This window comes from Streptomyces sp. HUAS TT11 (assembly GCF_051553595.1).
Taxonomy (GTDB): domain Bacteria; phylum Actinomycetota; class Actinomycetes; order Streptomycetales; family Streptomycetaceae; genus Streptomyces.
Window position 1 is genome coordinate 7,338,883 of record NZ_CP196184.1, and the last position, 26,109, is coordinate 7,364,991.

Annotated in this window: 22 protein-coding genes; 20 read left to right on the top strand and 2 right to left on the bottom strand. The window is 69.9% G+C overall.

What is annotated here, in order from left to right; genetic code table 11:
- The first annotated feature begins 19 nt into the window (after positions 1–19).
- The 6 genes from ruvB (at position 20) to ACSHXN_RS32905 (ending at position 8,031) form a co-directional block, all read left to right on the top strand.
- Positions 20–1,090 carry a Holliday junction branch migration DNA helicase RuvB gene (gene ruvB, locus ACSHXN_RS32880; protein WP_355135345.1) on the top strand — a complete coding sequence of 357 codons (1,071 nt, stop codon included), beginning with the start codon at positions 20–22 and terminating at the stop codon, positions 1,088–1,090.
- A 173-nt stretch (positions 1,091–1,263) separates the two neighbouring features.
- Entirely contained in the window at positions 1,264–1,752 is a 489-nt protein-coding gene (yajC, locus tag ACSHXN_RS32885; RefSeq protein WP_355135343.1) for a preprotein translocase subunit YajC, read from the top strand.
- Between the two features lie 133 nt (positions 1,753–1,885).
- Complete coding sequence (secD, locus tag ACSHXN_RS32890; RefSeq protein ID WP_383354605.1) at positions 1,886–3,652, top strand: protein translocase subunit SecD; 1,767 nt, start codon at positions 1,886–1,888, stop codon at positions 3,650–3,652.
- Between the two features lie 3 nt (positions 3,653–3,655).
- A complete protein-coding gene (gene secF, locus ACSHXN_RS32895; protein WP_355135339.1) occupies positions 3,656–4,771 on the top strand; it encodes a protein translocase subunit SecF in 1,116 nt (371 codons plus the stop codon).
- Positions 4,768–5,307 (top strand): adenine phosphoribosyltransferase, encoded by a 540-nt coding sequence (locus tag ACSHXN_RS32900; RefSeq protein ID WP_438304710.1) that lies wholly within the window; start codon positions 4,768–4,770, stop codon positions 5,305–5,307. Before secF ends, ACSHXN_RS32900 begins: the two co-directional genes overlap by 4 nt.
- Before the next feature lie 204 nt (positions 5,308–5,511).
- Positions 5,512–8,031 (top strand): RelA/SpoT family protein, encoded by a 2,520-nt coding sequence (locus ACSHXN_RS32905; RefSeq protein WP_355135335.1) that lies wholly within the window; start codon positions 5,512–5,514, stop codon positions 8,029–8,031.
- Between the two features lie 90 nt (positions 8,032–8,121).
- On the opposite strand, the gene ACSHXN_RS32910 is transcribed toward ACSHXN_RS32905, so the two are convergent.
- Together ACSHXN_RS32910 and ACSHXN_RS32915 are read right to left on the bottom strand one after the other, a co-directional pair.
- Positions 8,122–9,351 carry a DUF349 domain-containing protein gene (locus ACSHXN_RS32910; protein ID WP_355138181.1) on the bottom strand — a complete coding sequence of 410 codons (1,230 nt, stop codon included), beginning with the start codon at positions 9,349–9,351 and terminating at the stop codon, positions 8,122–8,124.
- 133 nt (positions 9,352–9,484) lie between these two features.
- The gene (locus ACSHXN_RS32915) at positions 9,485–10,306 is read right to left on the bottom strand and encodes a peptidylprolyl isomerase (protein ID WP_355138179.1); all 822 of its coding nucleotides are present in this window, start codon (positions 10,304–10,306) and stop codon (positions 9,485–9,487) included.
- A gap of 167 nt (positions 10,307–10,473) precedes the next feature.
- On the opposite strand from ACSHXN_RS32915, the gene ACSHXN_RS32920 reads away from it, so the two are divergent.
- From ACSHXN_RS32920 to aroB, 14 genes are all read left to right on the top strand, one after another.
- Complete coding sequence (locus tag ACSHXN_RS32920) at positions 10,474–11,187, top strand: MBL fold metallo-hydrolase (protein WP_355801023.1); 714 nt, start codon at positions 10,474–10,476, stop codon at positions 11,185–11,187.
- 11 nt (positions 11,188–11,198) lie between these two features.
- Positions 11,199–12,461: a histidine--tRNA ligase gene (gene hisS / locus ACSHXN_RS32925; RefSeq protein ID WP_355138175.1), complete on the top strand. Its 1,263-nt coding sequence runs from the start codon at positions 11,199–11,201 to the stop codon at positions 12,459–12,461.
- Positions 12,462–12,875: 414 nt separating this feature from the next.
- Complete coding sequence (locus tag ACSHXN_RS32930; protein ID WP_356113488.1) at positions 12,876–13,532, top strand: vitamin K epoxide reductase family protein; 657 nt, start codon at positions 12,876–12,878, stop codon at positions 13,530–13,532.
- A 79-nt stretch (positions 13,533–13,611) separates the two neighbouring features.
- Positions 13,612–14,967 (top strand): replication-associated recombination protein A, encoded by a 1,356-nt coding sequence (locus ACSHXN_RS32935; protein WP_355138173.1) that lies wholly within the window; start codon positions 13,612–13,614, stop codon positions 14,965–14,967.
- A gap of 340 nt (positions 14,968–15,307) precedes the next feature.
- Positions 15,308–15,922, top strand: coding sequence for a 30S ribosomal protein S4 (gene rpsD / locus ACSHXN_RS32940; RefSeq protein ID WP_059125556.1), 615 nt, complete (start codon positions 15,308–15,310; stop codon positions 15,920–15,922).
- 188 nt (positions 15,923–16,110) lie between these two features.
- A complete protein-coding gene (locus ACSHXN_RS32945) occupies positions 16,111–16,566 on the top strand; it encodes a DUF948 domain-containing protein (protein ID WP_355138171.1) in 456 nt (151 codons plus the stop codon).
- A gap of 7 nt (positions 16,567–16,573) precedes the next feature.
- On the top strand, positions 16,574–16,921 hold the full coding sequence (locus ACSHXN_RS32950; RefSeq protein ID WP_355138169.1) for a hypothetical protein: 348 nt from the start codon (positions 16,574–16,576) through the stop codon (positions 16,919–16,921).
- Complete coding sequence (gene alaS / locus ACSHXN_RS32955) at positions 16,921–19,593, top strand: alanine--tRNA ligase (RefSeq protein ID WP_355801031.1); 2,673 nt, start codon at positions 16,921–16,923, stop codon at positions 19,591–19,593. The genes ACSHXN_RS32950 and alaS overlap by 1 nt, the downstream gene beginning before the upstream one ends.
- Before the next feature lie 14 nt (positions 19,594–19,607).
- Positions 19,608–20,072 carry a Holliday junction resolvase RuvX gene (ruvX, locus tag ACSHXN_RS32960; RefSeq protein ID WP_355138165.1) on the top strand — a complete coding sequence of 155 codons (465 nt, stop codon included), beginning with the start codon at positions 19,608–19,610 and terminating at the stop codon, positions 20,070–20,072.
- A gap of 123 nt (positions 20,073–20,195) precedes the next feature.
- The gene (mltG, locus tag ACSHXN_RS32965; RefSeq protein WP_438304716.1) at positions 20,196–22,079 is read left to right on the top strand and encodes an endolytic transglycosylase MltG; all 1,884 of its coding nucleotides are present in this window, start codon (positions 20,196–20,198) and stop codon (positions 22,077–22,079) included.
- Positions 22,076–22,918 carry a shikimate dehydrogenase gene (locus ACSHXN_RS32970; RefSeq protein WP_355138161.1) on the top strand — a complete coding sequence of 281 codons (843 nt, stop codon included), beginning with the start codon at positions 22,076–22,078 and terminating at the stop codon, positions 22,916–22,918. The genes mltG and ACSHXN_RS32970 overlap by 4 nt, the downstream gene beginning before the upstream one ends.
- Before the next feature lie 181 nt (positions 22,919–23,099).
- A complete protein-coding gene (gene aroC / locus ACSHXN_RS32975; protein ID WP_355138159.1) occupies positions 23,100–24,284 on the top strand; it encodes a chorismate synthase in 1,185 nt (394 codons plus the stop codon).
- The gene (locus ACSHXN_RS32980; RefSeq protein ID WP_438304718.1) at positions 24,281–24,796 is read left to right on the top strand and encodes a shikimate kinase; all 516 of its coding nucleotides are present in this window, start codon (positions 24,281–24,283) and stop codon (positions 24,794–24,796) included. Before aroC ends, ACSHXN_RS32980 begins: the two co-directional genes overlap by 4 nt.
- Entirely contained in the window at positions 24,793–25,884 is a 1,092-nt protein-coding gene (gene aroB / locus ACSHXN_RS32985; RefSeq protein ID WP_438304720.1) for a 3-dehydroquinate synthase, read from the top strand. The genes ACSHXN_RS32980 and aroB overlap by 4 nt, the downstream gene beginning before the upstream one ends.
- Positions 25,885–26,109 lie beyond the last annotated feature (225 nt).

Consider the following 26,109-nt stretch of genomic DNA (forward strand, 5'->3'; position numbering starts at 1 on the left):
ACACCCCGAGGCACACCACATGAACTGGGACGACACGTCCGACACCCCCGCCGCCGAGCGGCTCGTCGGCGCGTCCGCCGACCGTGAGGACCAGGCCGTCGAGGCCGCGCTGCGCCCCAAGGACCTGGACGAGTTCATCGGTCAGGAGAAGGTGCGCGAGCAGCTCGACCTCGTGCTGCGCGCCGCCCGCGCACGGGGCGCCACCGCCGACCACGTGCTCCTGTCCGGCGCCCCCGGCCTCGGCAAGACGACGCTGTCGATGATCATCGCGGCGGAGATGGGCGCGCCCATCCGCATCACCAGCGGCCCCGCCATCCAGCACGCCGGCGACCTCGCGGCGATCCTCTCCTCCCTGCAGGAGGGCGAGGTCCTCTTCCTCGACGAGATCCACCGCATGTCCCGGCCCGCCGAGGAGATGCTCTACATGGCGATGGAGGACTTCCGCGTCGACGTGATCGTCGGCAAGGGGCCCGGCGCCACCGCCATCCCTCTCGAGCTGCCGCCGTTCACCCTGGTCGGCGCCACCACCCGGGCCGGGCTGCTGCCGCCCCCGCTGCGCGACCGCTTCGGCTTCACCGCGCACATGGAGTTCTACGAGCCCCTGGAGCTGGAGCGGGTCATCCACCGCTCGGCGAGCCTCCTCGACGTCGAGATCAACACCGACGGGGCGGCGGAGATCGCCGGGCGGTCGCGTGGCACCCCCCGTATCGCCAACCGCCTGCTGCGCCGTGTCCGGGACTATGCGCAGGTCAAGGCCGACGGCGTGATCACCCGCGAGATCGCGGGCGCGGCGCTCGGCGTCTACGAGGTGGACGCCCGCGGCCTCGACCGGCTCGACCGCGCGGTCCTCCAGGCGCTGCTCAAGCTGTTCGGCGGCGGCCCCGTGGGCCTGTCCACGCTGGCGGTCGCGGTGGGGGAGGAACGTGAGACCGTGGAAGAGGTCGCCGAACCGTTTCTGGTCCGGGAGGGCCTGCTCGCCCGCACCCCGCGAGGACGTGTGGCGACCCCGGCGGCCTGGGCCCATCTCGGCCTCACCGCGCCCCGCGGATCCACCGGGGGAAACGGACAACAGGACCTGTTCGGGGCGTGACGGCGCGGTACTCGCACCACCAGGAACCCCGGTGCCATGCTGAGCGTTGTTCCATGAGTGCGGACTCGCTTAGACTCCGCCGATGCCGCCTCTAAGGGGCGGTGCCGCCCACCCCCATCCACCAGGCCGCCGATTCAGCCGATTCAGCGGTCGTGCGAAGGAAACTCCGTCCCGTGAATACCTTGACCCTCCTCCCGTTCATCGTGCTCATCGCGGCGATGTTCCTCATGACCCGTTCGGCCAAGCGCAAGCAGCAGCAGGCCGCAAACATGCGCAACGACATGCAGCCCGGCAGTGGTGTCCGCACGATCGGGGGCATGTACGCGACGGTCAAGGAGGTCAACGAGGACACGGTCCTTCTTGACGCGGGCCCGGGCGTGGAACTGCTCTTCGCGAAGAACGCGATCGGCGCCGTCCTCACCGACGACGAGTACAACCGCATCGTGCACGGCGTCGAGCACGACCTGAAGGCCGACGGCACTGTGGTGCCGGACGACGCCTCCTCCCTCACCGAGACCGACGAGCCCGCCGACGCCTCCGACGACAAGCCCGTGGACCTCGGCAAGAAGGACGCGGCCGAGGAGGCCGCCGACAAGCCGGCCGAGGCGAAGGCCGAAGCAGCAGAGCTCAAGAAGACCGACGGCGAGGCCGACGCGAAGTAGCCGTGTCCCGGGACCGGAGCGCCGACGCGCCCCGGTCCCGGGTTGTGCGGTTTTCGCGCGGAATCCCGACAAAATGTCATGGCCCCCCGCACGCTGACCCCGCGCGCGGCGGCCTGAGAGGGAGTACGAGAAGGTGGCAGCACCGAAGAAGGGCCGGAGCGCGAGCGCCCAGAGCAAGCCGGGTCGCTCGCTGGCCCTCATCCTGATCGCCATCGTGGCGCTCACCGGGGGAATGTTCGCCTCCGGACACACCACTCCGCGTCTCGGCATCGACCTCGCCGGTGGCACGAGCATCACGCTCGCGGCGAAGAGCGGCCAGGAATCCGCGATCAACAAGACCAACATGGACACCGCGGTCGACATCATGAACCGCCGTGTCAACGGTCTGGGTGTCTCGGAGGCCGAGGTCCAGACGCAGGGTGATCGCAACATCATCGTGAACATCCCCCGGGGCACGAACTCCAAGCAGGCCCAGGAGCAGGTCGGCACCACGGCCAAGCTGTACTTCCGCCCCGTCCTGGCCACCGAGGTCAGCGGCGCCGCGGCCTCCCCGGGCGCGACGCCGAGCGCCTCCGGCAGCCCTTCCGCGAAGTCCGGCAGCAAGGCGACCTCGTCCGGCTCCCCGACCCCGTCCGGGTCCGCCACGCCGTCGGCGACCGCCACCTCGCAGGGCCGCCCGGTGACGGACGCCCTGAAGGCCACCTCGTCGCCGACGCCGTCCGGCTCCCCCACGGCCTCCTCGAGCGCCGGCGCCGCCGCCTCCCCGTCGCCCAGCGGCGGCTCCGACGCGACCGCCGCGCTCCAGGCCCAGTACGCCGCGCTGGACTGCGCAGACCCGGCCGTGCGTGCCAAGGCCGGTGTGGGCGCCAAGCCCACCGAGCCCACGGTCGCCTGCGGCCAGAACTCGCAGAAGCAGTGGCAGAAGTACGTCCTCGGCCCGGCCGAGGTCGCCGGTACGGACGTGAAGAAGGCCCAGGCGGTCTACGACACCCAGGGCGCCGGTGGCTGGAAGGTCACCATGGACTTCACGTCCGCGGGTTCCAAGAAGTTCGCGAGCATCACCGGGAAGCTGGCGCAGAACCAGTCGCCGCAGAACCAGTTCGCCATCGTCCTCGACGGTGAGGTCGTCTCCGACCCCTACGTCCAGCAGGCGCTGACCGGCGGCAACGCCGAGATCACCGGCAGTTTCGACCAGACCGAGGCCAAGGACCTGGCCAACGTCCTGTCCTACGGTGCCCTCCCGCTCTCCTTCGAGGCGCAGAGCGTCACGACCGTCACCGCCGCGCTCGGCGGTGAGCAGCTGCACGCCGGTCTGATCGCCGGTGCCATCGGCCTCGCGCTGGTCGTGATCTATCTGGTGGTCTACTACCGCGGTCTGTCGATGATCGCGATCGCCTCGCTGCTGGTCTCGGCCGTCCTCACCTACGTGATCATGTCGCTGCTCGGCCCGACCATCGGCTTCGCGCTGAACCTGCCGGCGGTCTGTGGTGCCATCGTCGCCATCGGTATCACCGCGGACTCGTTCATCGTGTTCTTCGAACGCATCCGGGACGAGATCCGAGAGGGCCGCTCGCTGCGGCCCGCCGTCGAGCGGGCCTGGCCGCGTGCCCGGCGCACCATCCTGGTCTCCGACTTCGTGTCGTTCCTCGCCGCGGCGGTGCTGTTCATCGTCACCGTCGGCAAGGTCCAGGGCTTCGCCTTCACGCTCGGTCTCACCACGGTTCTCGACGTGGTCGTCGTCTTCCTGTTCACCAAGCCGCTGATGACGATCCTCGCGCGCCGCAAGTTCTTCGCGAGCGGCCACACCTGGTCCGGCCTCGACCCCAAGCGTCTCGGCGCCAAGCCGCCCCTGCGGCGTACCCGTCGTCCCTCCGCCCCCGTCGACCCGAAGGAGGCGTGAGAGATGTCCAAGCTCGGCAACCTCGGCGCCAGGCTCCACCGAGGCGAGGTCGGTTATGACTTCGTCGGCAACCGCAAGATCTGGTACGGCGTCTCCATCCTGATCACCATCACGGCCATCCTCGGCCTGACGGTGCGCGGGCTGAACATGGGCATCGAGTTTCAGGGCGGTGCCGTCTTCACCACCCCGAAGACCAGCGTCTCGGTCGCACAGGCCGAGACGTACGCGGAGGACTCCGCGGGTCACCAGGCGGTCGTGCAGAAGCTCGGCACGGGCGGTCTGCGCATCCAGATCTCCGGTATCGACACCAACCAGGCCAACCACGTCAAGGATCAGCTCGCCAAGGACCTGAGCGTCGACTCCGAGAAGATCAACGCGGATCTGGTCGGCCCCAGCTGGGGCGAGCAGATCGCCAGCAAGGCCTGGCAGGGCCTGGCGATCTTCATGGTCCTCGTCGTGATCTACCTGGCGATCGCCTTCGAGTGGCGCATGGCCGTCGCGGCTCTCGTCGCGCTGATCCACGACATCACCATCACGACCGGTATCTACGCCCTCGTCGGCTTCGAGGTCACGCCCGGTACGGTGATCGGTCTGCTCACGATCCTCGGTTACTCGCTCTACGACACGGTCGTCGTCTTCGACAGCCTCAAGGAGCAGACGAAGGACCTCACCAAGCAGACCCGCTGGACCTACAGCGACGTCGCCAACCGCTCCATCAACAGCACGCTGGTGCGTTCCATCAACACCACCGTGGTGGCGCTGCTGCCGGTCGCCGGTCTGCTGTTCATCGGTGGCGGCTTCCTCGGCGCGGGCACGCTGAACGACATCTCCCTGTCGCTCTTCGTCGGTCTTGCGGCCGGTGCGTACTCGTCGATCTTCATCGCCACGCCGCTCGTCGCCGACCTCAAGGAGCTCGAGCCGCAGATGAAGGCCCTCAAGAAGCGCGTCCTCGCCAAGCGGGCCCAGGCCGCCGCGGCGGAGGAGCCCCTCGGCGATCCGGAGACCGGAGCCCCGGACGACCTCGAGCCCGAGGACGCCGCGCACGCCGTGGTGGGTCAGCGCCACCAGCCCGCGTCGCGTACCCGTGGGCGCGGCCGACCCTCCGGAAAGCGCCGATGACCGACATACGCTCCCTGCTCCTCAGCCGCATCCGGGACGTCCCGGACCACCCGGAGCCGGGCGTGACGTTCAAGGACATCACTCCGCTGCTCGCGGACCCGGCGGCGTTCTCCGCACTCACCGAGGCGCTGGCGGAGCTGACCGTGCGGTACGGGGCGACGAAGATCGTCGGTCTGGAGGCCCGGGGCTTCATCCTCGGCGCCCCGGTCGCCGTCCGCGCGGGTGTCGGCTTCGTTCCCGTGCGCAAGGTGGGCAAGCTCCCCGGTGCCACCCTCAGGCAGGCGTACGACCTGGAGTACGGCTCCGCCGAGATCGAGGTGCACGCCGAGGATCTGTCCGCCGAGGACCGGGTGATGGTCGTCGACGACGTCCTCGCCACCGGCGGTACCGCCGAGGCCTCGCTCCGGCTCGTCCGCCGGGCGGGCGCGGAGGTCGCCGGTGTGTCCGTGCTGATGGAGCTGGGCTTCCTGGGCGGGCGTGCCCGCCTGGCGCCGGCCTTGGACGGGGCACCGCTGGAGGCGCTGCTTCAGGTCTGAGACCCACTGCGGCAACCCGAGCGCAAGGGTGCGGAAGGCCGCAGGACACCGTGAGGCGGGCCCGGAGGAATCCGGCGCCCGCCTCGTGCGTTTGTACGAGCGAAGGTCGTCCCCACACACTGGAGGCGAGCCCGGAGCCCAGGATCGCTACCATGGGGTCTCCGGGGCCTGCCCGGGGGACCCGGAACGCGCAGAGGAGCCCTGTTGCCAGACGAGGCCCAGCCACTGACCGCCGCCAAGCCCGAGCCGACGTCGAAGGCCGCGGCGAAGCCCGCACGGAGTCCGAAGGACGCCCCGCACGGGCCGGTCGAGCACGCCCAGTCGGCGCCCGTCGGCCAGGCGGCCGAGCAGTCGCGCCCCAAGCCGGCTCCCACCGAGCGCTCCGCGGCGGTCCGCCCCACTCCGGCTCCGCCCGCCCGCTCCGGCTCCTCGAACCGTGTGCGGGCCCGCCTCGCCCGGCTCGGCGTACAGCGTGCCAACCCGTACAACCCGGTCCTCGAGCCGCTGCTGCGGATAGTGCGCAGCAACGACCCCAAGATCGAGAATTCGACGCTGCGCCAGATCGAGCGCGCCTACCAGGTCGCCGAGCGCTGGCACCGCGGCCAGAAGCGCAAGAGCGGCGACCCGTACATCACGCACCCGCTCGCGGTGACGACGATCCTCGCCGAGCTGGGCATGGACCCGGCGACCCTGATGGCGGGACTGCTGCACGACACCGTCGAGGACACCGAGTACGGTCTCGAGCAGCTCCGCCGTGACTTCGGGGACACCGTCGCGCTCCTGGTCGACGGCGTCACCAAGCTGGACAAGGTGAAGTTCGGCGAGGCGGCGCAGGCCGAGACCGTGCGCAAGATGGTCGTCGCCATGGCCAAGGACCCGCGCGTCCTGGTGATCAAGCTCGCCGACCGCCTGCACAACATGCGCACCATGCGCTACCTCAAGCGCGAGAAGCAGGAGAAGAAGGCGCGCGAGACGCTGGAGATCTACGCGCCGCTCGCCCACCGGCTGGGCATGAACACCATCAAGTGGGAACTGGAGGACCTCGCCTTCGCGATCCTCTACCCCAAGATGTACGACGAGATCGTGCGCCTGGTCGCCGAGCGCGCCCCCAAGCGCGACGAGTACCTCGCCATAGTGACCGACGAGGTCCAGGCCGATCTGCGTGCGGCCCGCATCAAGGCGACCGTCACCGGCCGGCCGAAGCACTACTACAGCGTCTACCAGAAGATGATCGTCCGCGGCCGTGACTTCGCGGAGATCTACGACCTGGTCGGCATCCGCGTGCTCGTCGACACGGTCCGCGACTGCTACGCGGCACTCGGCACGGTCCACGCCCGCTGGAACCCGGTTCCGGGGCGGTTCAAGGACTACATCGCGATGCCCAAGTTCAACATGTACCAGTCGCTGCACACGACGGTCATCGGGCCCAACGGCAAGCCCGTCGAACTGCAGATCCGTACGTTCGACATGCACCGCCGCGCCGAGTACGGCATCGCCGCGCACTGGAAGTACAAGCAGGAGGCCGTCGCGGGTGCCTCCAAGATCCGTACCGACGCGCCTCGTTCGAACGCCAAGGACAAGGACGCCGTCAACGACATGGCGTGGCTGCGCCAGTTGCTGGACTGGCAGAAGGAGACCGAGGACCCGAGCGAGTTCCTGGAGTCCCTGCGCTTCGACCTGTCGCGCAACGAGGTCTTCGTCTTCACGCCGAAGGGCGACGTCATAGCGCTTCCGGCCGGTGCCACCCCGGTGGACTTCGCGTACGCGGTCCACACGGAGGTCGGCCACCGGACCATAGGGGCCAGGGTCAACGGCCGTCTCGTACCCCTCGAATCCACCCTGGACAACGGCGACCTGGTGGAGGTCTTCACCTCCAAGGCACCGGGTGCGGGCCCGTCCCGCGACTGGCTCGGCTTCGTCAAGTCGCCGCGTGCCCGCAACAAGATCCGGGCGTGGTTCTCCAAGGAGCGGCGCGAGGAGGCGATCGAGCAGGGCAAGGACGCGATCGCACGGGCGATGCGCAAGCAGAACCTGCCGATCCAGCGCATCCTGACCGGCGACTCCCTCGTGACCCTCGCGCACGAGATGCGCTACCCGGACATCTCGTCCCTGTACGCGGCGATCGGCGAGGGCCATGTGGCCGCTCAGAACGTCGTGCAGAAGCTGGTGCAGGCGCTCGGCGGCGAGGAGGCCGCCACCGAGGAGATCGACGAGGCCGTTCCGCCGGCCCGGGGCCGCGGCCGCAAGCGGCGCCGCAACCAGGACCCGGGCGTCGTGGTCAAGGGCGTCGAGGACGTGTGGGTCAAGCTGGCCCGCTGCTGTACGCCCGTCCCCGGTGATCCGATCATCGGCTTCGTCACCCGGGGCAGCGGGGTATCGGTCCACCGCACCGACTGCGTCAACGTGGAGTCGCTGTCGCGGGAGCCCGAGCGCATCCTCGAGGTGGAGTGGGCCCCGACCCAGTCCTCGGTCTTCCTCGTGGCGATCCAGGTAGAGGCACTCGACCGCTCGCGACTGCTCTCGGACGTGACCCGGGTCCTGTCCGACCAGCACGTCAACATCCTCTCGGCCGCGGTCCAGACGTCCCGCGACCGCGTCGCCACCTCCCGTTTCACCTTCGAGATGGGCGACCCCAAGCATCTGGGGCACGTCCTGAAGGCGGTCCGGGGCGTGGAGGGCGTGTACGACGTCTACCGCGTCACGTCGGCACGCAGGCCGTCGTAGTCGTCCCGCGGCCCGGCACACGACCGGCGCACGAAAGGGGCTCCCGTACACGAGGTACGGGAGCCCCTTTCGTGCGAGCCCGCAGAACGGTCAGCCGCCGAACTCCTGCAGCCCCTTCAGAGCCTGGTCCAGCAGCGCCTGACGGCCCTCCAGCTCCCTCTCCAGCTTCTCGGCCTTCGAGCTGTTGCCCGCGGTGCGCGCCTGCTCGATCTGGCCCCTCAGCTTGTCGACGGCCGCCTGAAGCTGCCCCGTGAGCCCCTCGGCGCGCGCCAGCGCCTCCGGGTTCGTACGGCGCCACTCGTTCTCCTCGGCGTCCTGAAGCGCCCGGTCGACCGCGTGCATCCGGCCCTCGACGCGCGGGCGCGCGTCGCGCGGCACATGGCCGATGGCCTCCCAGCGCTCGTTGATCGAGCGGAAGGCGATCCTGGCGGCCTTCAGGTCCGTGATCGGCAGCAGCTTCTCCGCCTCCTCGGCCAACTCCTCCTTGAGCTTGAGGTTCTCGGTCTGCTCGGCGTCACGCTCCGCGAAGACCGAGCCGCGGGCCGCGAAGAACACGTCCTGCGCGCCGCGGAAGCGGTTCCACAGGTCGTCCTCGTGCTCGCGCTGGGCGCGGCCCGCGGCCTTCCACTCGGCCATCAGATCGCGGTAGCGCGCCGCCGTGGGACCCCAGTCCGTCGAGCCCGACAGCGCCTCGGCCTCCGAGACCAGCCGCTCCTTCGTCTTGCGGGCGTCCTCGCGCTGCGCGTCCAGCTGCGCGAAATGCGCCTTGCGACGCTTGGAGAACGCCGAGCGGGCGTGCGAGAAGCGGTGCCACAGCTCGTCGTCCGACTTCCGGTCCAGCCGCGGCAGACCCTTCCAGGTGTCCACCAGCGCCCGCAGCCGCTCGCCGGCCGCCCGCCACTGGTCGGACTGGGCCAGCTCCTCCGCCTCGACGACCAGTGCCTCCTTGGAGTGCCGTGCCTCGTCCGACTGCTTGGCGCGCTGTACCTTGCGCTCCTCGCGGCGCGCGTCGACCGTCTCCACGAGCTTGTCCAGGCGTGCCCGCAGCGCGTCCAGATCGCCGACCGCGTGGTGCGCCTCGACCTGCTCCCGAAGGTGGTCGATCGCGATCTGGGCGTCCTTCGCCGACAGGTCGGTGGTCTGGACTCGCTTCTCGAGGAGGCCGATCTCGACCACCAGGCCCTCGTACTTGCGCTCGAAGTAGGCCAGCGCCTCATCGGGGGAGCCGGCCTGCCAGGAGCCGACGACCTTCTCGCCGTCGGCCGTTCGCACGTACACGGTCCCCGTCTCGTCGACGCGGCCCCACGGGTCGCTGCTCACAGCGCCTCCTCCACATGATGCCTGCGGGTGCCTCAGCGCCCCCGGCATCGTCCACAGTTTCGTCACCGCCAACATAGGCGACCGGCGGGGCGGCTGTCCGCATCCCGCGCGACCGAAATTTCGCAGTTGACGGTCAGGATTTCGTCACCGACGCCTTGTTGATCACGACGGTCGCGTTCGGTGCTCCGTCACCCGCGCCCGTGTTCTCACCGGCGGCGGCGATCTTCTTGAGGACGCTCATGCCGGCCGCGTCGATGGTTCCGAACGGCGTGTAGCTGGGCGGCAACTGACTGTCCTGGTAGACGAGGAAGAACTGGCTGCCTCCGCTGTGCTTCTGCCCGGTGTTCGCCATGGCGACCGTGCCCGCCGGATAGACGTTCCCCTTCAGGCTCGAGTCCTTGAGGTTCTCGTCGGGGATGGTGTAGCCGGGACCACCCGCGCCGGTGCCCTGCGGGTCGCCGCACTGGAGCACGTAGATGCCGTTGGTGGTGAGCCGGTGGCACTTGGTGTGGTCGAAGAAGCCCTTCTTCGCCAGGAAGTCGAAGGAGTTCACGGTGTGCGGGGCCGCGGCCGTCTTCAACGCGATGCCGATGTCACCGCACGTCGTCGCCAGCTTCATCGTGTACTTGGCCGACGTGTCGATGGTCATCGCCGGCTCCTTCTTCCAGTTCAGCGACTCGACCTTGCCCGGGGCGGGCTTCTCGCACGGGTCCGGCGCCTTGCTGGGCGCGGAGGCGCTCGGTGTCACCTCCGCGCTCGCGTTCGCCTTCTTGTCGTCATCGGTGAAGACGCCGGTGGTGAACGACACCACGCTGCCCACGACGACCACGCCGAGGACCGATGCGATCACGGCATTGCGGGTGTGTGCCTTGCGCCGCGTCTCCGTGCGCCGTTGCTGCTGCCGCAAGAACTTCTCCCGGGCGAGCTGTCGCCGCCGCTGATCCTGGCTGACCACGGGGTTGTCTCCTCATGCGTCTCGTACGCCGACCGGTACGCGTGCGTCGGGTGTGCCGTCCGCAGGCGTGTGCCCCGTACCGTATATGGGTTCGCTGAGGAATCGGCAGCGCCGGTAGGCTCTGACCCACAGCCAGTCACCCCCGCACTACACAACGAAGGACGATCGTGCTCATTGCCGGGTTCCCCGCCGGGGCCTGGGGGACCAACTGTTACCTGGTCGCCCCCGCCGCGGGTGAGGAGTGCGTGATCATCGACCCAGGCCACCAGGCCGCCCAGGGAGTCGAGGAAGCGCTCGCGAAACATCGGCTCAAGCCCGTCGCCGTCGTCCTCACCCACGGGCACATCGACCACGTGGCCTCGGTCGTCCCCGTGTGCGGCGCGCACGGCGTGCCGGCCTGGATCCACCCCGCGGACCGCTACATGATGAGCGACCCGGAGAAGGCGCTCGGGCGCTCCATCGGGATGCCGCTGATGGGCGAGTTGGCGGTGGGCGAGCCGGACGACGTCAAGGAGCTGAGCGACGGCGCGAAGCTGGAGCTGGCGGGTCTGGAGCTGTCCGTCGCGCACGCGCCGGGCCATACCAAGGGGTCGGTGACCTTCGGCGTCCCCGAGGCGGCGGACATCCCGCCGATCCTCTTCTCGGGCGACCTGCTGTTCGCCGGCTCCATCGGACGCACCGACCTGCCGGGCGGTGACATGGCCGAGATGCTCGACTCGCTGGCCCGCGTGTGCCTGCCGCTCGACGACTCGACCGTGGTGCTGTCCGGTCACGGCCCCCAGACGACCATCGGCCGGGAGCGCGCCGCCAATCCGTATCTGCGACAGGTGGCCGCCGGCCCGGGAGCGAACGTCGACGACGCTCCCCGACGAGGAATGTGACGAGACCTTTCGTGAGCACCTTCAAGGCCCCCAAGGGCACGTACGACCTGATCCCACCCGAGTCCGCGAAGTACCTCGCCGTGCGCGAGGCGATCGCGGCCCCGCTGCGCAACTCCGGCTACGGGTACATCGAGACGCCCGGCTTCGAGAGCGTCGAGCTGTTCGCACGCGGCGTGGGCGAGTCCACGGACATCGTGACCAAGGAGATGTACACCTTCGAGACGAAGGGCGGCGACCGGCTGGCCCTGCGCCCCGAGGGCACCGCCTCCGTGCTGCGCGCGGCGCTGGAGGCCAACCTGCACAAGACGGGCAACCTCCCGGTCAAGCTCTGGTACTCCGGCTCCTACTACCGCTACGAGCGCCCCCAGAAGGGTCGTTACCGCCACTTCTCGCAGGTCGGCGCGGAGGCGATCGGTGCCGAGGACCCGTTCCTCGACGCCGAGCTGATCATCCTGGCCGACCAGGCCTATCGTTCCCTCGGGCTGCGGAGCTTCCGCATCCTGCTGAACAGCCTGGGCGACAGGGAGTGCCGCCCGGTCTACCGCGCCGCGCTCCAGGAGTTCCTGCTCGGACTGGACCTGGACGAGGACACGCGCCGCCGGGTCGACATCAACCCGCTGCGCGTGCTCGACGACAAGCGGGAGGCCGTGCAGAAGCAGCTGACCGGCGCCCCGCTGCTGCGCGACTACCTGTGCGACGCCTGCAAGGCGTACCACGAGGAGGTCCGCGAGCTGATCACCGCGGCGGGCGTGCCCTTCGAGGACGACCCGAAGCTGGTGCGGGGCCTGGACTACTACACGCGCACCACGTTCGAGTTCGTCCACGACGGTCTGGGCTCCCAGTCCGCCGTGGGCGGCGGCGGACGCTACGACGGACTGTCGGAGATGATCGGCGGACCGTCGCTGCCGTCCGTGGGCTGGGCGCTGGGCGTCGACCGCACGGTGCTCGCCCTGGAGGCGGAGGGAGTCGAGCTCGAACTCCCCGCGTCCACCAGCGTGTTCGCGGTCCCGCTGGGCGAGGAGGCCCGCAGGCTCCTCTTCGCCAAGGTCACCGAGCTGCGCAAGCTGGGCATCGCGGCGGACTTCTCGTACGGCGCCAAGGGCCTCAAGGGCGCGATGAAGAACGCGAACCGCAGCGGAGCCCGCTACACGATCGTGGCGGGCGAGCGGGACCTCGCCGAGGGCGTGGTCCAGCTCAAGGACATGGAGTCCGGGGAGCAGGCCGCGGTCGGCGTGAACGAGATCGTGGCGGAACTGGAGACCAGGCTCGGCTGAGCGTCCGTACGAGGGCCCCGGGGACGATCCCCCGGGGCCCTCGTCATGGGCGCCGGGTGGTGCTGGAGTGATGCGGACCGCCCGGGCCGCTGTGCGGATCGTCAATTCCCCGGACGCCGATTGCCCCTGCGGGATGATGCGTTTTCGGGCGCGCATACGGCGCGCTGGGACCGCAGGGCACCGTGGCCCGGCCCGCGGCCCGGTGGCCCCAGGTCCCCCACGGCGGCGCTGGCCCCGGGCGTTCGCCGGGAGCCCGTCCGCGGGTGTGGTCCCGGCCACGGCCCCGGCCGGAACCGAACGCCCGGCGGCGGCCGTCCGTACTTCCTTATGTCCATCGAACGGTGGAGACGTGCTCACGTGCGGCACAATGACCACTGACCGCAGGTCCACCCCTCGAGTATCGGAATCGACGTGATGAGCAAGACGACAGTGAAGGACGTCTCCACCGAGTCGACCGAGTCGGAACGCGCGGACGCGCCCCGGACGGTGGGCGGCAGTCGTGCGTTCGCCCTGCTGCTGGTGATCACCGGTGCGGCCGGTCTGCTCGCCGCGTGGGTCATCACGATCGACAAGTTCAAGATCCTCGAGGGCAAGGTGAGCGGCAAGACGTTCACCCCGAGCTGCAGCATCAACCCGATCGTCTCCTGCGGCAGCGTCATGGAGAGCAAGCAGGCCGCGGCCTTCGGGTTCCCCAACCCGATGCTGGGCCTGGTCTGCTACGGCATCGTGATCTGCGTCGGCATGAGCCTGCTGGCCCGCACCCGTTTCCCCCGCTGGTACTGGCTCACCTTCAACTTCGGCACGCTCTTCGGCGTCGGCTTCGTCACCTGGCTGCAGTTCGAGTCCCTGTACCGGATCAACGCGCTGTGCCTGTGGTGCTCGCTGGCCTGGGTGGCCACGATCACCATGTTCTGGTACGTGACGTCGTTCAACGTCCGCAACGACTTCCTGCGGACCCCGCGCCCGGTGAAGAACTTCCTCGGCGAGTTCACCTGGGTCCTCCCGCTCACCCACGTCGGCATCATCGCCATGCTGATCCTCACCCGCTGGGGCAGCCAGCTCTGGGCCTGAGCGGTTCCAGGGCCCGGCGGGCCCCGGACCGGGCGACGGACGCGGCGGCGTTGTCAGTGGGGTGACATAGGGTTTCAGCGTGGAGCCCGACCTGTTCACCGCCGCCGCAGAAGAACGCCAGGAGAAGGACCCGACCGCCAGTCCCCTGGCGGTCCGGATGCGCCCTCGCACCCTCGACGAGGTCGTGGGCCAGCAGCATCTGCTCAAGCCCGGCTCTCCGCTGCGCAGACTGGTCGGCGAGGGCAACGGCGGCCCGGCCGGACCCTCCTCGGTGATCCTCTGGGGTCCGCCCGGCACCGGCAAGACGACCCTCGCGTATGTCGTCTCCAAGGCCACCAACAAGCGCTTCGTCGAGCTGTCGGCGATCACCGCGGGCGTGAAGGAGGTCCGCGCGGTCATCGACGGGGCCCGACGGGCCACCGGCGGCTTCGGCAAGGAGACCGTCCTCTTCCTCGACGAGATCCACCGATTCAGCAAGGCTCAGCAGGACTCCCTGCTCCCGGCCGTGGAGAACCGCTGGGTCACCCTGATCGCGGCCACGACGGAGAACCCGTACTTCTCGGTCATCTCCCCGCTGCTGTCGCGCTCCCTGCTGCTGACCCTCGAACCGCTCACGGACGACGACCTGCGCGGACTACTGCGCCGCGCGCTGACCGACGAGCGCGGACTGGGCGGCGCCGTCACGCTTCCCGAGGACACCGAGGACCATCTGCTGCGGATCGCCGGCGGTGACGCCCGCAGGGCCCTGACGGCCCTGGAGGCCGCCGCCGGTGCGGCCCTCGACAAGGGGGAGCCGGAGATCGCCCTGACGACCCTGGAGGAGACCGTCGACCGCGCCGCGGTGACGTACGACCGCGACGGCGACCAGCACTACGACGTGGCGAGCGCCCTGATCAAATCCATCCGGGGCTCGGACGTCGACGCGGCGCTCCATTACCTGGCCCGGATGATCGAGGCGGGGGAGGACCCCCGGTTCATCGCCCGCCGGCTGATGATCTCCGCGAGCGAGGACATCGGCCTCGCCGACCCGAACGCGCTGCCGACGGCCGTCGCGGCAGCCCAGGCCGTCGCGATGATCGGTTTCCCGGAAGCCGCGCTCATCCTCAGCCACGCCACGATCGCTCTGGCCCTCGCCCCCAAGTCCAACTCGGCGACCACGGCGATCGGCGCCGCCATGGAGGACGTGCGCAAGGGTCTGGCCGGCCCCGTGCCCCCGCATCTGCGCGACGGGCACTACAAGGGCGCGGCCAAGCTGGGCCACGCGCAGGGGTACGTGTATCCGCACGACCTGCCCGAGGGCATCGCCTCCCAGCAGTACGCACCGGACGCGCTCAAGGACCGCGAGTACTACACGCCCTCCCGGCACGGCGGGGAGGCGCGGTACGCGGACGCCGTGGAGTGGACCCGCAAGCACCTGCGTCGAAAGCAGCCGTAGCCACCCTGTAGAATCCCTTGAAGTGCTGAGTCCCGTGTCCGGCCCCGGCCGGACACCACCAGAACGGGACAACCAGCCGGAACCCCGTCGCCGTCAGGCACGGGGATCCAGGAGCGTCGCGCACCGTCGAACGGTGTCGCGGGCAGCCCACCACCTCCTTCGGTCACTCCGGGGGTCACAGGTAGGTGGGCCACTCGCGTGCTGCACGTATGTGCCCAGACCAGGGGAGCGGCTGCCCGGCAGGTCCCATGTGGACCCGCAGGGTTTCCCCGGCTGCGGATGCGACCTCCTCTAACCCTGGTGAAGCCGATTCCACAGAGAAACACGAGGTGTTTGGTTCATGGCGAACCAGTCCCGCCCCAAGGTCAAGAAGTCGCGTGCCCTCGGCATCGCGCTGACCCCGAAGGCCGTCAAGTACTTCGAGGCCCGCCCCTACCCGCCGGGCGAGCACGGCCGTGGCCGCAAGCAGAACTCGGACTACAAGGTCCGTCTGCTGGAGAAGCAGCGTCTGCGCGCTCAGTACGACATCTCCGAGCGTCAGCTGGTGCGCGCCTACGAGCGTGCGTCGAAGATCCAGGGCAAGACCGGTGAGGCCCTGATCGTCGAGCTGGAGCGTCGCCTCGACGCGCTGGTCCTGCGTTCGGGCATCGCCCGCACGATCTACCAGGCCCGCCAGATGGTCGTCCACGGCCACATCGAGGTCAACGGCCAGAAGGTCGACAAGCCGTCGTTCCGTGTCCGTCCCGACGACGTCGTGATGGTCCGCGAGCGCAGCCGTGACAAGACGCTCTTCCAGATCGCCCGCGAGGGTGGCTTCGCCCCCGACGGTGAGACCCCGCGCTACCTGCAGGTGAACCTCAAGTCCCTGGCGTTCCGCCTGGACCGCGAGCCGAACCGCAAGGAAGTTCCGGTGATCTGCGACGAGCAGCTCGTCGTCGAGTACTACGCCCGCTGATCACTTCTCGGCGAACGCGGGTACGTCCCACGCAGCAGCCCGCCGTCTCTCCGCCCGCACGGGCGGGCGAGCCGGCGGGCTGTCGCATTCCGCCGGCGGACAGCCCTAATCCGGTACGGACCGGCCGCTCCGGCGCGATAGGCTCGGGGGACGACTTTCTTGATGTTCAGGCACGTTCCAGGGAGCGGGTGCGCACGGTGTCCGGTGGTGAGGTGGCCGGGATCCTCGTGGCGGTCTTCTGGGCGATCCTGGTCTCCTTCCTCGCCGTCGCACTGGCGAGGCTGGCCCAGACGCTCAGGGCGACCACCAAGCTGGTGTCGGAGGTGACCGACCAGGCCGTTCCGCTGCTGTCGGACGCCTCCAGCGCGGTGCGCTCCGCACAGACCCAGATCGACCGGGTCGACGCGATCGCGTCGGACGTCCAGGAGGTCACGTCGAACGCGTCGGCGCTGTCGACGACCGTCGCGTCCACCTTCGGCGGTCCCCTGGTCAAGGTCGCGGCATTCGGCTACGGCGTGCGCCGGGCGATCGTCGGCCGCCGTGAGAACGTGCCCCCCAAGGCGCCCCGGCGTACCGTGATCGTGGGCCGCACCGTCCCGTCCCCGCGGCGGGGGAAGCGGAACACCCGGGAAAAGAGAGACTGACCGAGCGATGTTCCGCCGTACGTTCTGGTTCACCACGGGCGTCGCCGCCGGTGTCTGGGCCACCACCAAGGTCAACCGCAAGCTGAGGCAGCTGACGCCCGAGAGCCTGGCCGCTCAGGCCGCGAACAAGGCGCTGGAGGCGGGGCACCGGCTCAAGGACCGCGCAGCGGACTTCGCGTCCGACGTCCGCACCGGCATGGCCCAGCGCGAAGCCGAACTCGACGACGCACTGGGCCTGAACGCGTCCGTCGACCAACTCCCGGCACCCCGGCGGCATGCAGCCGTCGAGAACCGCAACAGCCCCAAGTACATCGAGCCCCCGATGTACTCGAACAACCGGAATGAGGACCACTGATGGAGTCGGCTGAAATCCGCCGCCGCTGGTTGAGCTTCTTCGAGGAGCGCGGTCACACCGTCGTCCCTTCGGCGTCGCTCATCGCGGACGACCCGACTCTGCTGCTCGTCCCGGCCGGCATGGTGCCCTTCAAGCCCTACTTCCTGGGTGAGGTCAAGCCGCCGTTCGTGCGCGCCACCAGCGTGCAGAAGTGCGTGCGCACACCCGACATCGAAGAGGTCGGCAAGACCACCCGGCACGGCACCTTCTTCCAGATGTGCGGCAACTTCTCCTTCGGCGACTACTTCAAGGAAGGCGCCATCAAGCTCGCCTGGGAGCTGCTCACCTCGCCCCAGGACAAGGGCGGTTACGGCCTCGACCCCGAGCGCCTGTGGATCACCGTCTACAAGGACGACGACGAGGCCGAGCAGATCTGGCACGAGGTCGTCGGCGTGCCCAAGGAGCGCATCCAGCGGCTGGGCATGAAGGACAACTTCTGGTCCATGGGCGTGCCCGGACCGTGCGGTCCCTGCTCCGAGATCAACTACGACCGCGGCCCCGAGTTCGGCGCCGAGGGCGGTCCCGCCGTCAACGACGAGCGGTACGTGGAGATCTGGAACCTCGTCTTCATGCAGTACGAGCGCGGCGAGGGCATCGGCAAGGAGAACTTCGAGATCCTCGGCGATCTGCCGAGCAAGAACATCGACACCGGGCTCGGCCTGGAGCGGCTCGCCATGATTCTGCAGGGCGTGCAGAACATGTACGAGATCGACACGTCGATGGCCGTGATCAAGAAGGCCACCGAGCTCACGGGTGTCGCCTACGGTCACTCGCACGCGTCGGACGTCGCGCTGCGCGTGGTCACCGACCACATGCGCACCGCCACCATGCTGATCGGCGACGGCGTCACCCCCGGCAACGAGGGCCGTGGCTACGTCCTGCGCCGCATCATGCGCCGCGCCATCCGCAACATGCGTCTGCTCGGCGCCACCGGTCCGGTGGTCAAGGACCTGATCGACACCGTGATCGGGATGATGGGCCGGCAGTACCCCGAGCTCATCAGCGAGCGCGAGCGCATCGAGAAGGTCGCCGTCGCCGAGGAGAACGCCTTCCTCAAGACGCTGAAGGCGGGCACCAACATCCTCGACACCGCCGTGACCGAGACCAAGGCCTCCGGTGGCACGATCCTGTCCGGCGACAAGGCGTTCCTGCTCCACGACACCTGGGGCTTCCCGATCGACCTCACCCTCGAGATGGCTGCCGAGCAGGGTCTGAGCGTCGACGAGGACGGTTTCCGCCGCCTGATGAAGGAGCAGCGGGAGCGCGCAAAGGCCGACGCCCAGGCCAAGAAGACCGGCCACGCCGACCTCGGTGCCTATCGCGAGATCGCCGACAGCGCCGGCGAGACCGACTTCATCGGGTACTCGGACGTCGAGGGCGAGTCCACGATCGTCGGCATCCTCGTCGACGGCGTCTCCTCCCCGGCCGCCACGGAGGGCGACGAGGTCGAGATCGTCCTCGACCGCACCCCGTTCTACGCCGAGGGCGGTGGCCAGATCGGCGACACCGGCCGCATCAAGGCGGACTCCGGTGCCGTGATCGAGATCCGGGACACGCAGAAGCCGGTCCCCGGCGTCTACGTCCACAAGGGCGTGGTCCAGGTCGGCGAGGTCACCGTCGGCGCCAAGGCCCACGCCTCGATCGACACCCGCCGCCGCAAGGCCATCGCCCGTGCCCACTCGGCCACGCACCTGACCCACCAGGCCCTGCGCGACGCCCTCGGCCCGACGGCCGCCCAGGCCGGTTCCGAGAACCAGCCCGGCCGCTTCCGCTTCGACTTCGGCTCCCCGGCGGCCGTCCCGACGACCGTGATGACCGACGTCGAGCAGAAGATCAACGAGGTCCTCGCCCGCGATCTGGACGTCCAGGCCGAGATCATGGGTATCGACGAGGCCAAGAAGCAGGGCGCCATCGCCGAGTTCGGCGAGAAGTACGGCGAGCGCGTGCGCGTGGTGACCATCGGCGACTTCTCCAAGGAGCTGTGCGGCGGCACGCACGTGCACAACACCGCCCAGCTGGGTCTGGTCAAGCTGCTCGGCGAATCGTCGATCGGCTCGGGCGTGCGCCGTATCGAGGCCCTGGTCGGCGTCGACGCCTACAACTTCCTCGCCCGCGAGCACACGGTCGTCAACCAGCTGACCGAGCTGCTCAAGGGCCGCCCGGAGGACCTGCCCGACAAGGTCTCCAGCATGCTCGGCAAGCTGAAGGACGCCGAGAAGGAGATCGAGAAGTTCCGCGCCGAGAAGGTGCTGCAGGCCGCCGCCGGGCTCGCCGGGTCCGCCAAGGACGTGCGCGGAGTCGCCGTGGTCACCGGCCAGGTGCCGGACGGCACGACGCCCGACGACCTGCGCAAGCTGGTGCTGGACGTGCGGGGCCGGATCCAGGGGGGACGGCCCGCCGTGGTCGCCCTGTTCACCGTGAACAACGGCAAGCCCCTCACGGTCATCGCCACGAACGACGCCGCCCGCGAGCGCGGTCTCAAGGCCGGTGACCTGGTCCGCACGGCCGCCAAGACCCTCGGTGGCGGCGGTGGCGGCAAGCCGGACGTCGCCCAGGGCGGTGGCCAGAACCCCGGTGCCGTCGGCGAGGCGGTCGAGGCCGTCGAGCGCCTGGTCGCCGAGACCGCCAAGTAGGAATCGGCACCGGTATGAGAAGAGGACGCCGACTCGCGATCGACGTCGGTGACGCCCGGATCGGGGTCGCCTCGTGCGACCCCGACGGGATCCTGGCCACCCCGGTGGAGACCGTTCCCGGCCGGGACGTCCCGGCGGCCCGGCGGCGGCTGAAGCAGCTCGTCGAGGAATACGAACCGATCGAGGTCGTCGTCGGCCTGCCCCGTTCCCTGAAGGGAGGGGAGGGCCCGGCCGCCGTGAAGGTACGGGGTTTCGCACAGGAACTGGCGCGTTTGATCGCGCCCGTTCCGGTCAGGCTCGTGGACGAGCGGATGACCACGGTGACCGCCGGTCAGGGACTGCGCGCCTCGGGTGTGAAGTCCAAGAAGGGGCGATCGGTGATCGACCAGGCAGCGGCCGTCATCATCCTCCAGCAGGCACTGGAATCCGAGCGAGTGTCAGGTAAAGCACCCGGCGAGGGCGTCGAAGTGGTCATCTGATCGCGATACGGTAACGTTCCGCGCGATGCGATGGTGTTCGAACAGCCATCGCACGGCAATGGGGCGGAACGGAAGCCGGGCCACAGGAGCCTGCGACCGCCGCTTCGAGGCGCTAGGGGATCGATGACTGAGTATGGCCGGGGCCAAGGCTCCGCACCGTGGCATCCGGAGGACCCGTTGTACGGGGACGGCGGATGGGGAGGGCATGAGGGCCAGGCGCCCCAGCCCCCCTACGGCGGCCAGCCACAGCAGCACCCGGAGCAGCCGCAGCAGCACTACGGCGACTGGGGCGGCGCCCCGCAGGCCGGATACGACCAGGGGCAGCAGGGGTATCAGCAGTACCCGCAGCCCGGTCAGCCTCAGTACCCCCAGCCCGGACAGCAGCCCGGTCAGCAGCAGTACCCGCAGCACGGGCAGCAGCCCGGTCAGTCTCAGTACCCGCAGCACGGACAGCCTCAGTACCCGCAGCCCGGTCAGCAGCAGTACCCGCAGCACGGGCAGCAGCCCGGTCAGCCTCAGTATCCGCAGTCCGGACCGCAGCAGTACCCGCAGCCGGGACAGCCGTACGGTCAGCAGCCGGGACAGCAGTACCCCGGGCAGACGCAGCAGGGTCAGGGCAACGCCGGCTGGGACCCGAGCGGTCAGTCCGGCGCCCCCTACGCGAACGGTCCGTCGGGCCCGTACGGTGGCGAGCCCGGTGCGTACGGTTCCGAGCAGCCGGACTTCTACCAGACCCCCGACGCGTATCCGCCGCCCGAGCCGCCGAACCGCCGGCGGGCGGAACCGGAGCCCGAGAGCGACTGGGACCCGGGACCGGACCAGGGCGAGCACGCCTTCTTCGCGGGCGGGGACGACGATGACGACGCCGACGACCAGGCGGCCGACGGCCGCAAGGGGCGCGGCGACAAGGGCACGGGCAAGAAACGCCGCAACGGCTGCGCCTGCCTGGCGGTCGTGCTCGTCCTCGGCGGCGGCGTGGGCGGTGTCGGATATATCGGATACCAGTTCTACCAGAGCCATTTCGGTCCTGCGCCCGACTACGCGGGCGAGGGGAACGGCGAGCAGGTCGCGGTCACCATCCCGCAGGGCGCCACCGGTTCCATCATCGGGCAGGTGCTGAAGAAGGCGGGTGTCGTGAAGAGCGTCGACGCCTTCGTGGCCGCGCAGGAGGCGAACTCCGCCGGGAAGAGCATCCAGGCGGGCACGTACACGTTGAACAAACAGATGTCCGCGGCCGCGGCCGTCCAGTTGATGCTCAGCCCCAGGAGCAAGAACAACCTGATCATCGCCGAGGGCTGGCGCAACACGAAGATCTACACGGCGATCGACGAGCGGCTGAAACTCAAGGCGGGCACCACCCAGGACGTCGCCAAGAAGGAGTGGAAGAGCTTCGGCCTTCCCGACTGGGCCAACAACGACAAGGCCATTGAGGACCCGCTGGAAGGATTCCTCTACCCCTCCAGCTATCCGGTCGCCAAGGGCATGAAGCCCGCGGACGTCCTGAAGCAGATGGTCGACCTGGCCAAGCAGAAGTACGCCGCACTGGGCATAGAGGCCAAGGCCGAGAGCCTCAACCTGGAGAATCCGCTGCAGGTGCTCACGGTCGCGAGCCTCGTCCAGGCCGAGGGCAAGTACAAGCACGACTTCGAGAAGGTCGCGACGGTCGTCTACAACCGGCTCAAGCCGGACAACACCGAGACCTACGGACTGCTCGACTTCGACTCCACGGTGAACTACCTGCGTGGCCAGTCCAAGCTCGACACCGGTTCCGTCGACTCGCTGCGGCAGATCAACAACCCTTACAACACGTACAAGTTCAAGGGACTGCCGCCCGGACCGATCGACAACCCCGGCGATGTGGCGATCAAGGCCGCCCTCCATCCGGCGAAGGGCAACTGGTACTACTTCGTCTCGATCAACGAGAACGAGACCCTCTTCGCCGAGACGAACGAAGAGCAGAACCGCAACCGCGACAAGTACTTCAAATCGCAGAAGAAGAGTCAATGACGGACACCGCCGACCGGCGCCGGGCCGCCGTCCTCGGTTCCCCGATCGCCCACTCCCTCTCGCCGGTGCTGCACCGCGCCGCGTACGACGAGCTCGGGCTGAAGGACTGGTCGTACGACCGGTTCGAGATCGACGAGGAAGCGCTGCCGGGGTTCGTGGCGGGGCTCGGCCCCGAGTGGGCGGGCCTGTCGCTGACCATGCCGCTGAAGCGGGCCGTCATCCCGCTGCTCGACTCCATCAGCGACACCGCCGCCTCGGTGGAGGCGGTCAACACCGTCGTGCTCACGAAGGACGGGCGTCGCCTCGGGGACAACACCGACATCCCCGGGATGGTCGCCGCGTTGCGTGAGCGCGGCATCGAGCAGGTCGGCTCCGCCGCGATCCTCGGTGCCGGCGCCACCGCCTCCTCCGCGCTGGCGGCGCTGGCCCGGATCTGCACCGGCGAGGTCGTCGCCTACGTCCGCAGCGAGGCGCGGGCCGCCGAGATGCGTCAGTGGGGCGAGCGGCTCGAGGTCGACGTCCGCACCGCTGACTGGTCGCAGGCCGACCGGGCGCTGCGCGCTCCGCTCGTCGTCGCCACCACACCCGCCGGCACCACGGACCCGCTGGCCGCGGCCGTCCCCGAACGCCCCACGACCCTGTTCGACGTGCTGTACGACCCCTGGCCCACCGCGCTCGCGGCCCGCTGGTCGATGTACGGCGGCGCCGTCGTCAGCGGCCTCGACCTGCTGGTGCACCAGGCCGTGCTCCAGGTCGAGCAGATGACCGGTTGTGCCCCGGCCCCCGCGGACGCCATGCGCGCGGCGGGGGAGCACGCCCTGGCGGCCCGCCGCACGTGAGGGAAGCCGGCCCCCGCCGGGCCCGTGCACGTCCGTCTGCTGGACCTGGGGCTGTTCCCGGTGGCGGACGTGGGAGGATCGTAGGTGGCCGGCCGGAGCCGCGCACTCGGTCGTGCCGTCGCCGTACGCGAGGACGCGCGTACGCAGGGCAGTACCAGAGCGCGAGCACTGAGGAGCACCGTTGAGCAGGTTGCGCTGGTTGACCGCGGGGGAGTCCCACGGCCCCGCACTTGTCGCGACGCTGGAGGGTCTTCCCGCCGGCGTGCCGATCACCACGGAGACGGTGGCGGACCACCTGGCACGACGGCGGCTCGGTTATGGGCGCGGTGCCCGGATGAAGTTCGAGCGGGACGAGGTCACCTTCCTGGGCGGGGTGCGGCACGGCCTCACCCTGGGCTCCCCGGTGGCGGTCATGGTCGGCAACACCGAGTGGCCCAAGTGGGAGCAGGTGATGGCGGCCGATCCGGTGGACCCGGAGGTGCTGGCCGGCCTCGCCCGCAACGCCCCGCTGACCCGGCCGCGCCCCGGACACGCCGACCTGGCCGGTATGCAGAAGTACGGGTTCGACGAGGCGCGGCCGATCCTGGAGCGTGCGTCGGCCCGGGAGACCGCGGCCCGCGTGGCGCTGGGAGCGGTGGCGCGGTCGTACCTGAAGGAGACCGCGGGCATCGAGATCGTCTCGCACGTCGTGGAGCTCGCCTCGGCGAAGGCGCCCTACGGCGCCTACCCGACCCCCGAGGACGTGGAGCGGCTGGACGCCGACCCGGTGCGCTGCCTGGACGCGGACGCGTCGAAGGCGATGGTCGCGGAGATCGATCAGGCGCACAAGGACGGCGACACCCTCGGTGGTGTGGTGGAGGTCCTGGCCTACGGGGTGCCGGTCGGACTGGGCTCGCACGTGCACTGGGACCGGCGGCTGGACTCGCGGCTGGCGGCGGCGCTGATGGGCATCCAGGCGATCAAGGGCGTCGAGGTCGGGGACGGCTTCGAACTGGCCCGGGTACCGGGCTCGAAGGCGCACGACGAGATCGTCACGGGCCCCGAGGGCATCAGGCGGGCCACGGGCCGCTCCGGCGGCACCGAGGGCGGCCTGACCACGGGCGAACTGCTGCGGGTACGGGCCGCGATGAAGCCGATCGCGACCGTCCCGCGCGCGCTGAGGACCGTGGACGTGGCCACGGGTGAGCAGTCGCAGGCGCACCATCAGCGCTCCGACGTGTGCGCGGTCCCGGCGGCCGGCATCGTCGCGGAGGCGATGGTGGCGCTCGTGCTGGCGGACGCGGTGGCGGAGAAGTTCGGCGGCGACAGCGTGGCCGAGACCCGCCGCAACGTGCGGTCCTACCTCGAGAGCCTGGCGATCCGGTGAGCGCGCCGCTGGTGGTCCTGGTCGGCCCCATGGGCGTGGGCAAGTCCACGGTCGGGCAGCTCCTCGCGGAGCGGCTCGGTGTGGGTTTCCGGGACACGGACGAGGACATCGTCGCCGAGCAGGGCCGCTCGATCGCCGACATCTTCGTGGACGAGGGGGAGTCCGCCTTCCGCGCCCTGGAGAAGCGGTCGGTGCACACGGCGCTGGTCGAGCACGACGGGATCCTCGCCCTCGGGGGCGGCGCGATCCTCGACGTGGAGACGCGTGCCCTGCTGGGCGGGCACCGGGTCGTCTACCTGTCGATGGACGTCGAGGAGGCGGTCAAGCGGACCGGCCTGAACGTGGCCCGCCCGCTGCTCGCGGTCAACCCGCGCCGCCAGTGGCGCGAGCTGATGGAGGCCCGCCGCCACCTCTACGAAGAGGTCGCGACGGCCGTGGTGGCCACCGATGGCCGCAGCCCCGAAGAGGTCGGTCAAGCCGCCCTGGACGCACTGGAGTTGAAGGAAGCATGAGCGAGGCAGTGACGCGGATCCAGGTCGGTGGCACCGCGGGCACGGAGCCGTACGAGGTGCTGGTCGGCCGTCAGCTCCTCGGTGAACTGGCCGGCCTGATCGGCGACCGGGCCAAGCGGATCGCGGTGATCCACCCGGAGGCGCTGAGCGAGACGGGTGAGGCGCTGCGCGCCGACCTGGCCGAGCAGGGCTTCGAGGCGATCGCCATCCAGATCCCGAACGCCGAGGAGGCGAAGACCGCCGAGGTCGCCGCCTACTGCTGGAAGGCACTCGGCCAGTCGGGCTTCACCCGCACCGACGTCATCGTCGGCGTGGGCGGCGGCGCGACCACCGACCTGGCCGGGTTCGTCGCCGCTACCTGGCTGCGCGGGGTGCGCTGGGTCGCCGTCCCGACCACGGTGCTGGCCATGGTCGACGCGGCGGTCGGCGGCAAGACCGGCATCAACACCGCCGAGGGCAAGAACCTGGTGGGCGCCTTCCACCCGCCCGCGGGCGTGCTGTGCGACCTGGCCGCGCTGGACTCCCTCGCGGTCAACGACTACGTCTCCGGCCTCGCCGAGGTCATCAAGGCCGGTTTCATCGCCGACCCGGTGATCCTGGAGCTGATCGAGGCGGACCCCGAGGCCGCCCGTACCCCGGCCGGCCCGCACACCGCGGAGCTGATCGAGCGCTCGATCAAGGTCAAGGCCGAGGTGGTCTCGTCGGACCTGAGGGAGTCGGGTCTGCGCGAGATCCTCAACTACGGGCACACGCTCGGCCACGCGATCGAGAAGAACGAGCGGTACAAGTGGCGCCATGGGGCGGCCGTCGCCGTGGGCATGCACTTCGCCGCCGAACTCGGGCGGCTCGCGGGCCGGTTGGACGACGCGACCGCCGACCGTCACCGTACGGTCCTCGAGGCCGTCGGGCTGCCGCTGCACTACCGCTACGACCAGTGGCCCAAGCTTCTGGAGACGATGAAGGTCGACAAGAAGTCCCGCGGCGACCTGCTGCGCTTCATCGTCCTCGACGGCCTGGCCAAGCCCACGGTGCTGGAGGGCCCGGACCCGGCCGTCCTGCTCGCCGCCTTCGGTGAAGTGGGCCAGTAGCGGCGCCTCTCCGGGCGGCGCGGCAGTCGCGCCCCGGCCCGTTCGGCGGGCGACTCGTTCCCCTCGGTGCGGTTGACCCGATTTGCCTGCGGCGACGGGCACTTCGGGCGCTCCCCGGCCGTTCACACAACGGCGGCCGGGGACGGTACCGTTCGGTAGGGAGCGGGGTGCACACCTCGCTGCCGGCGGCGATCGTCACCGCGGCGAGCGAGCCGGAGGCGAGCC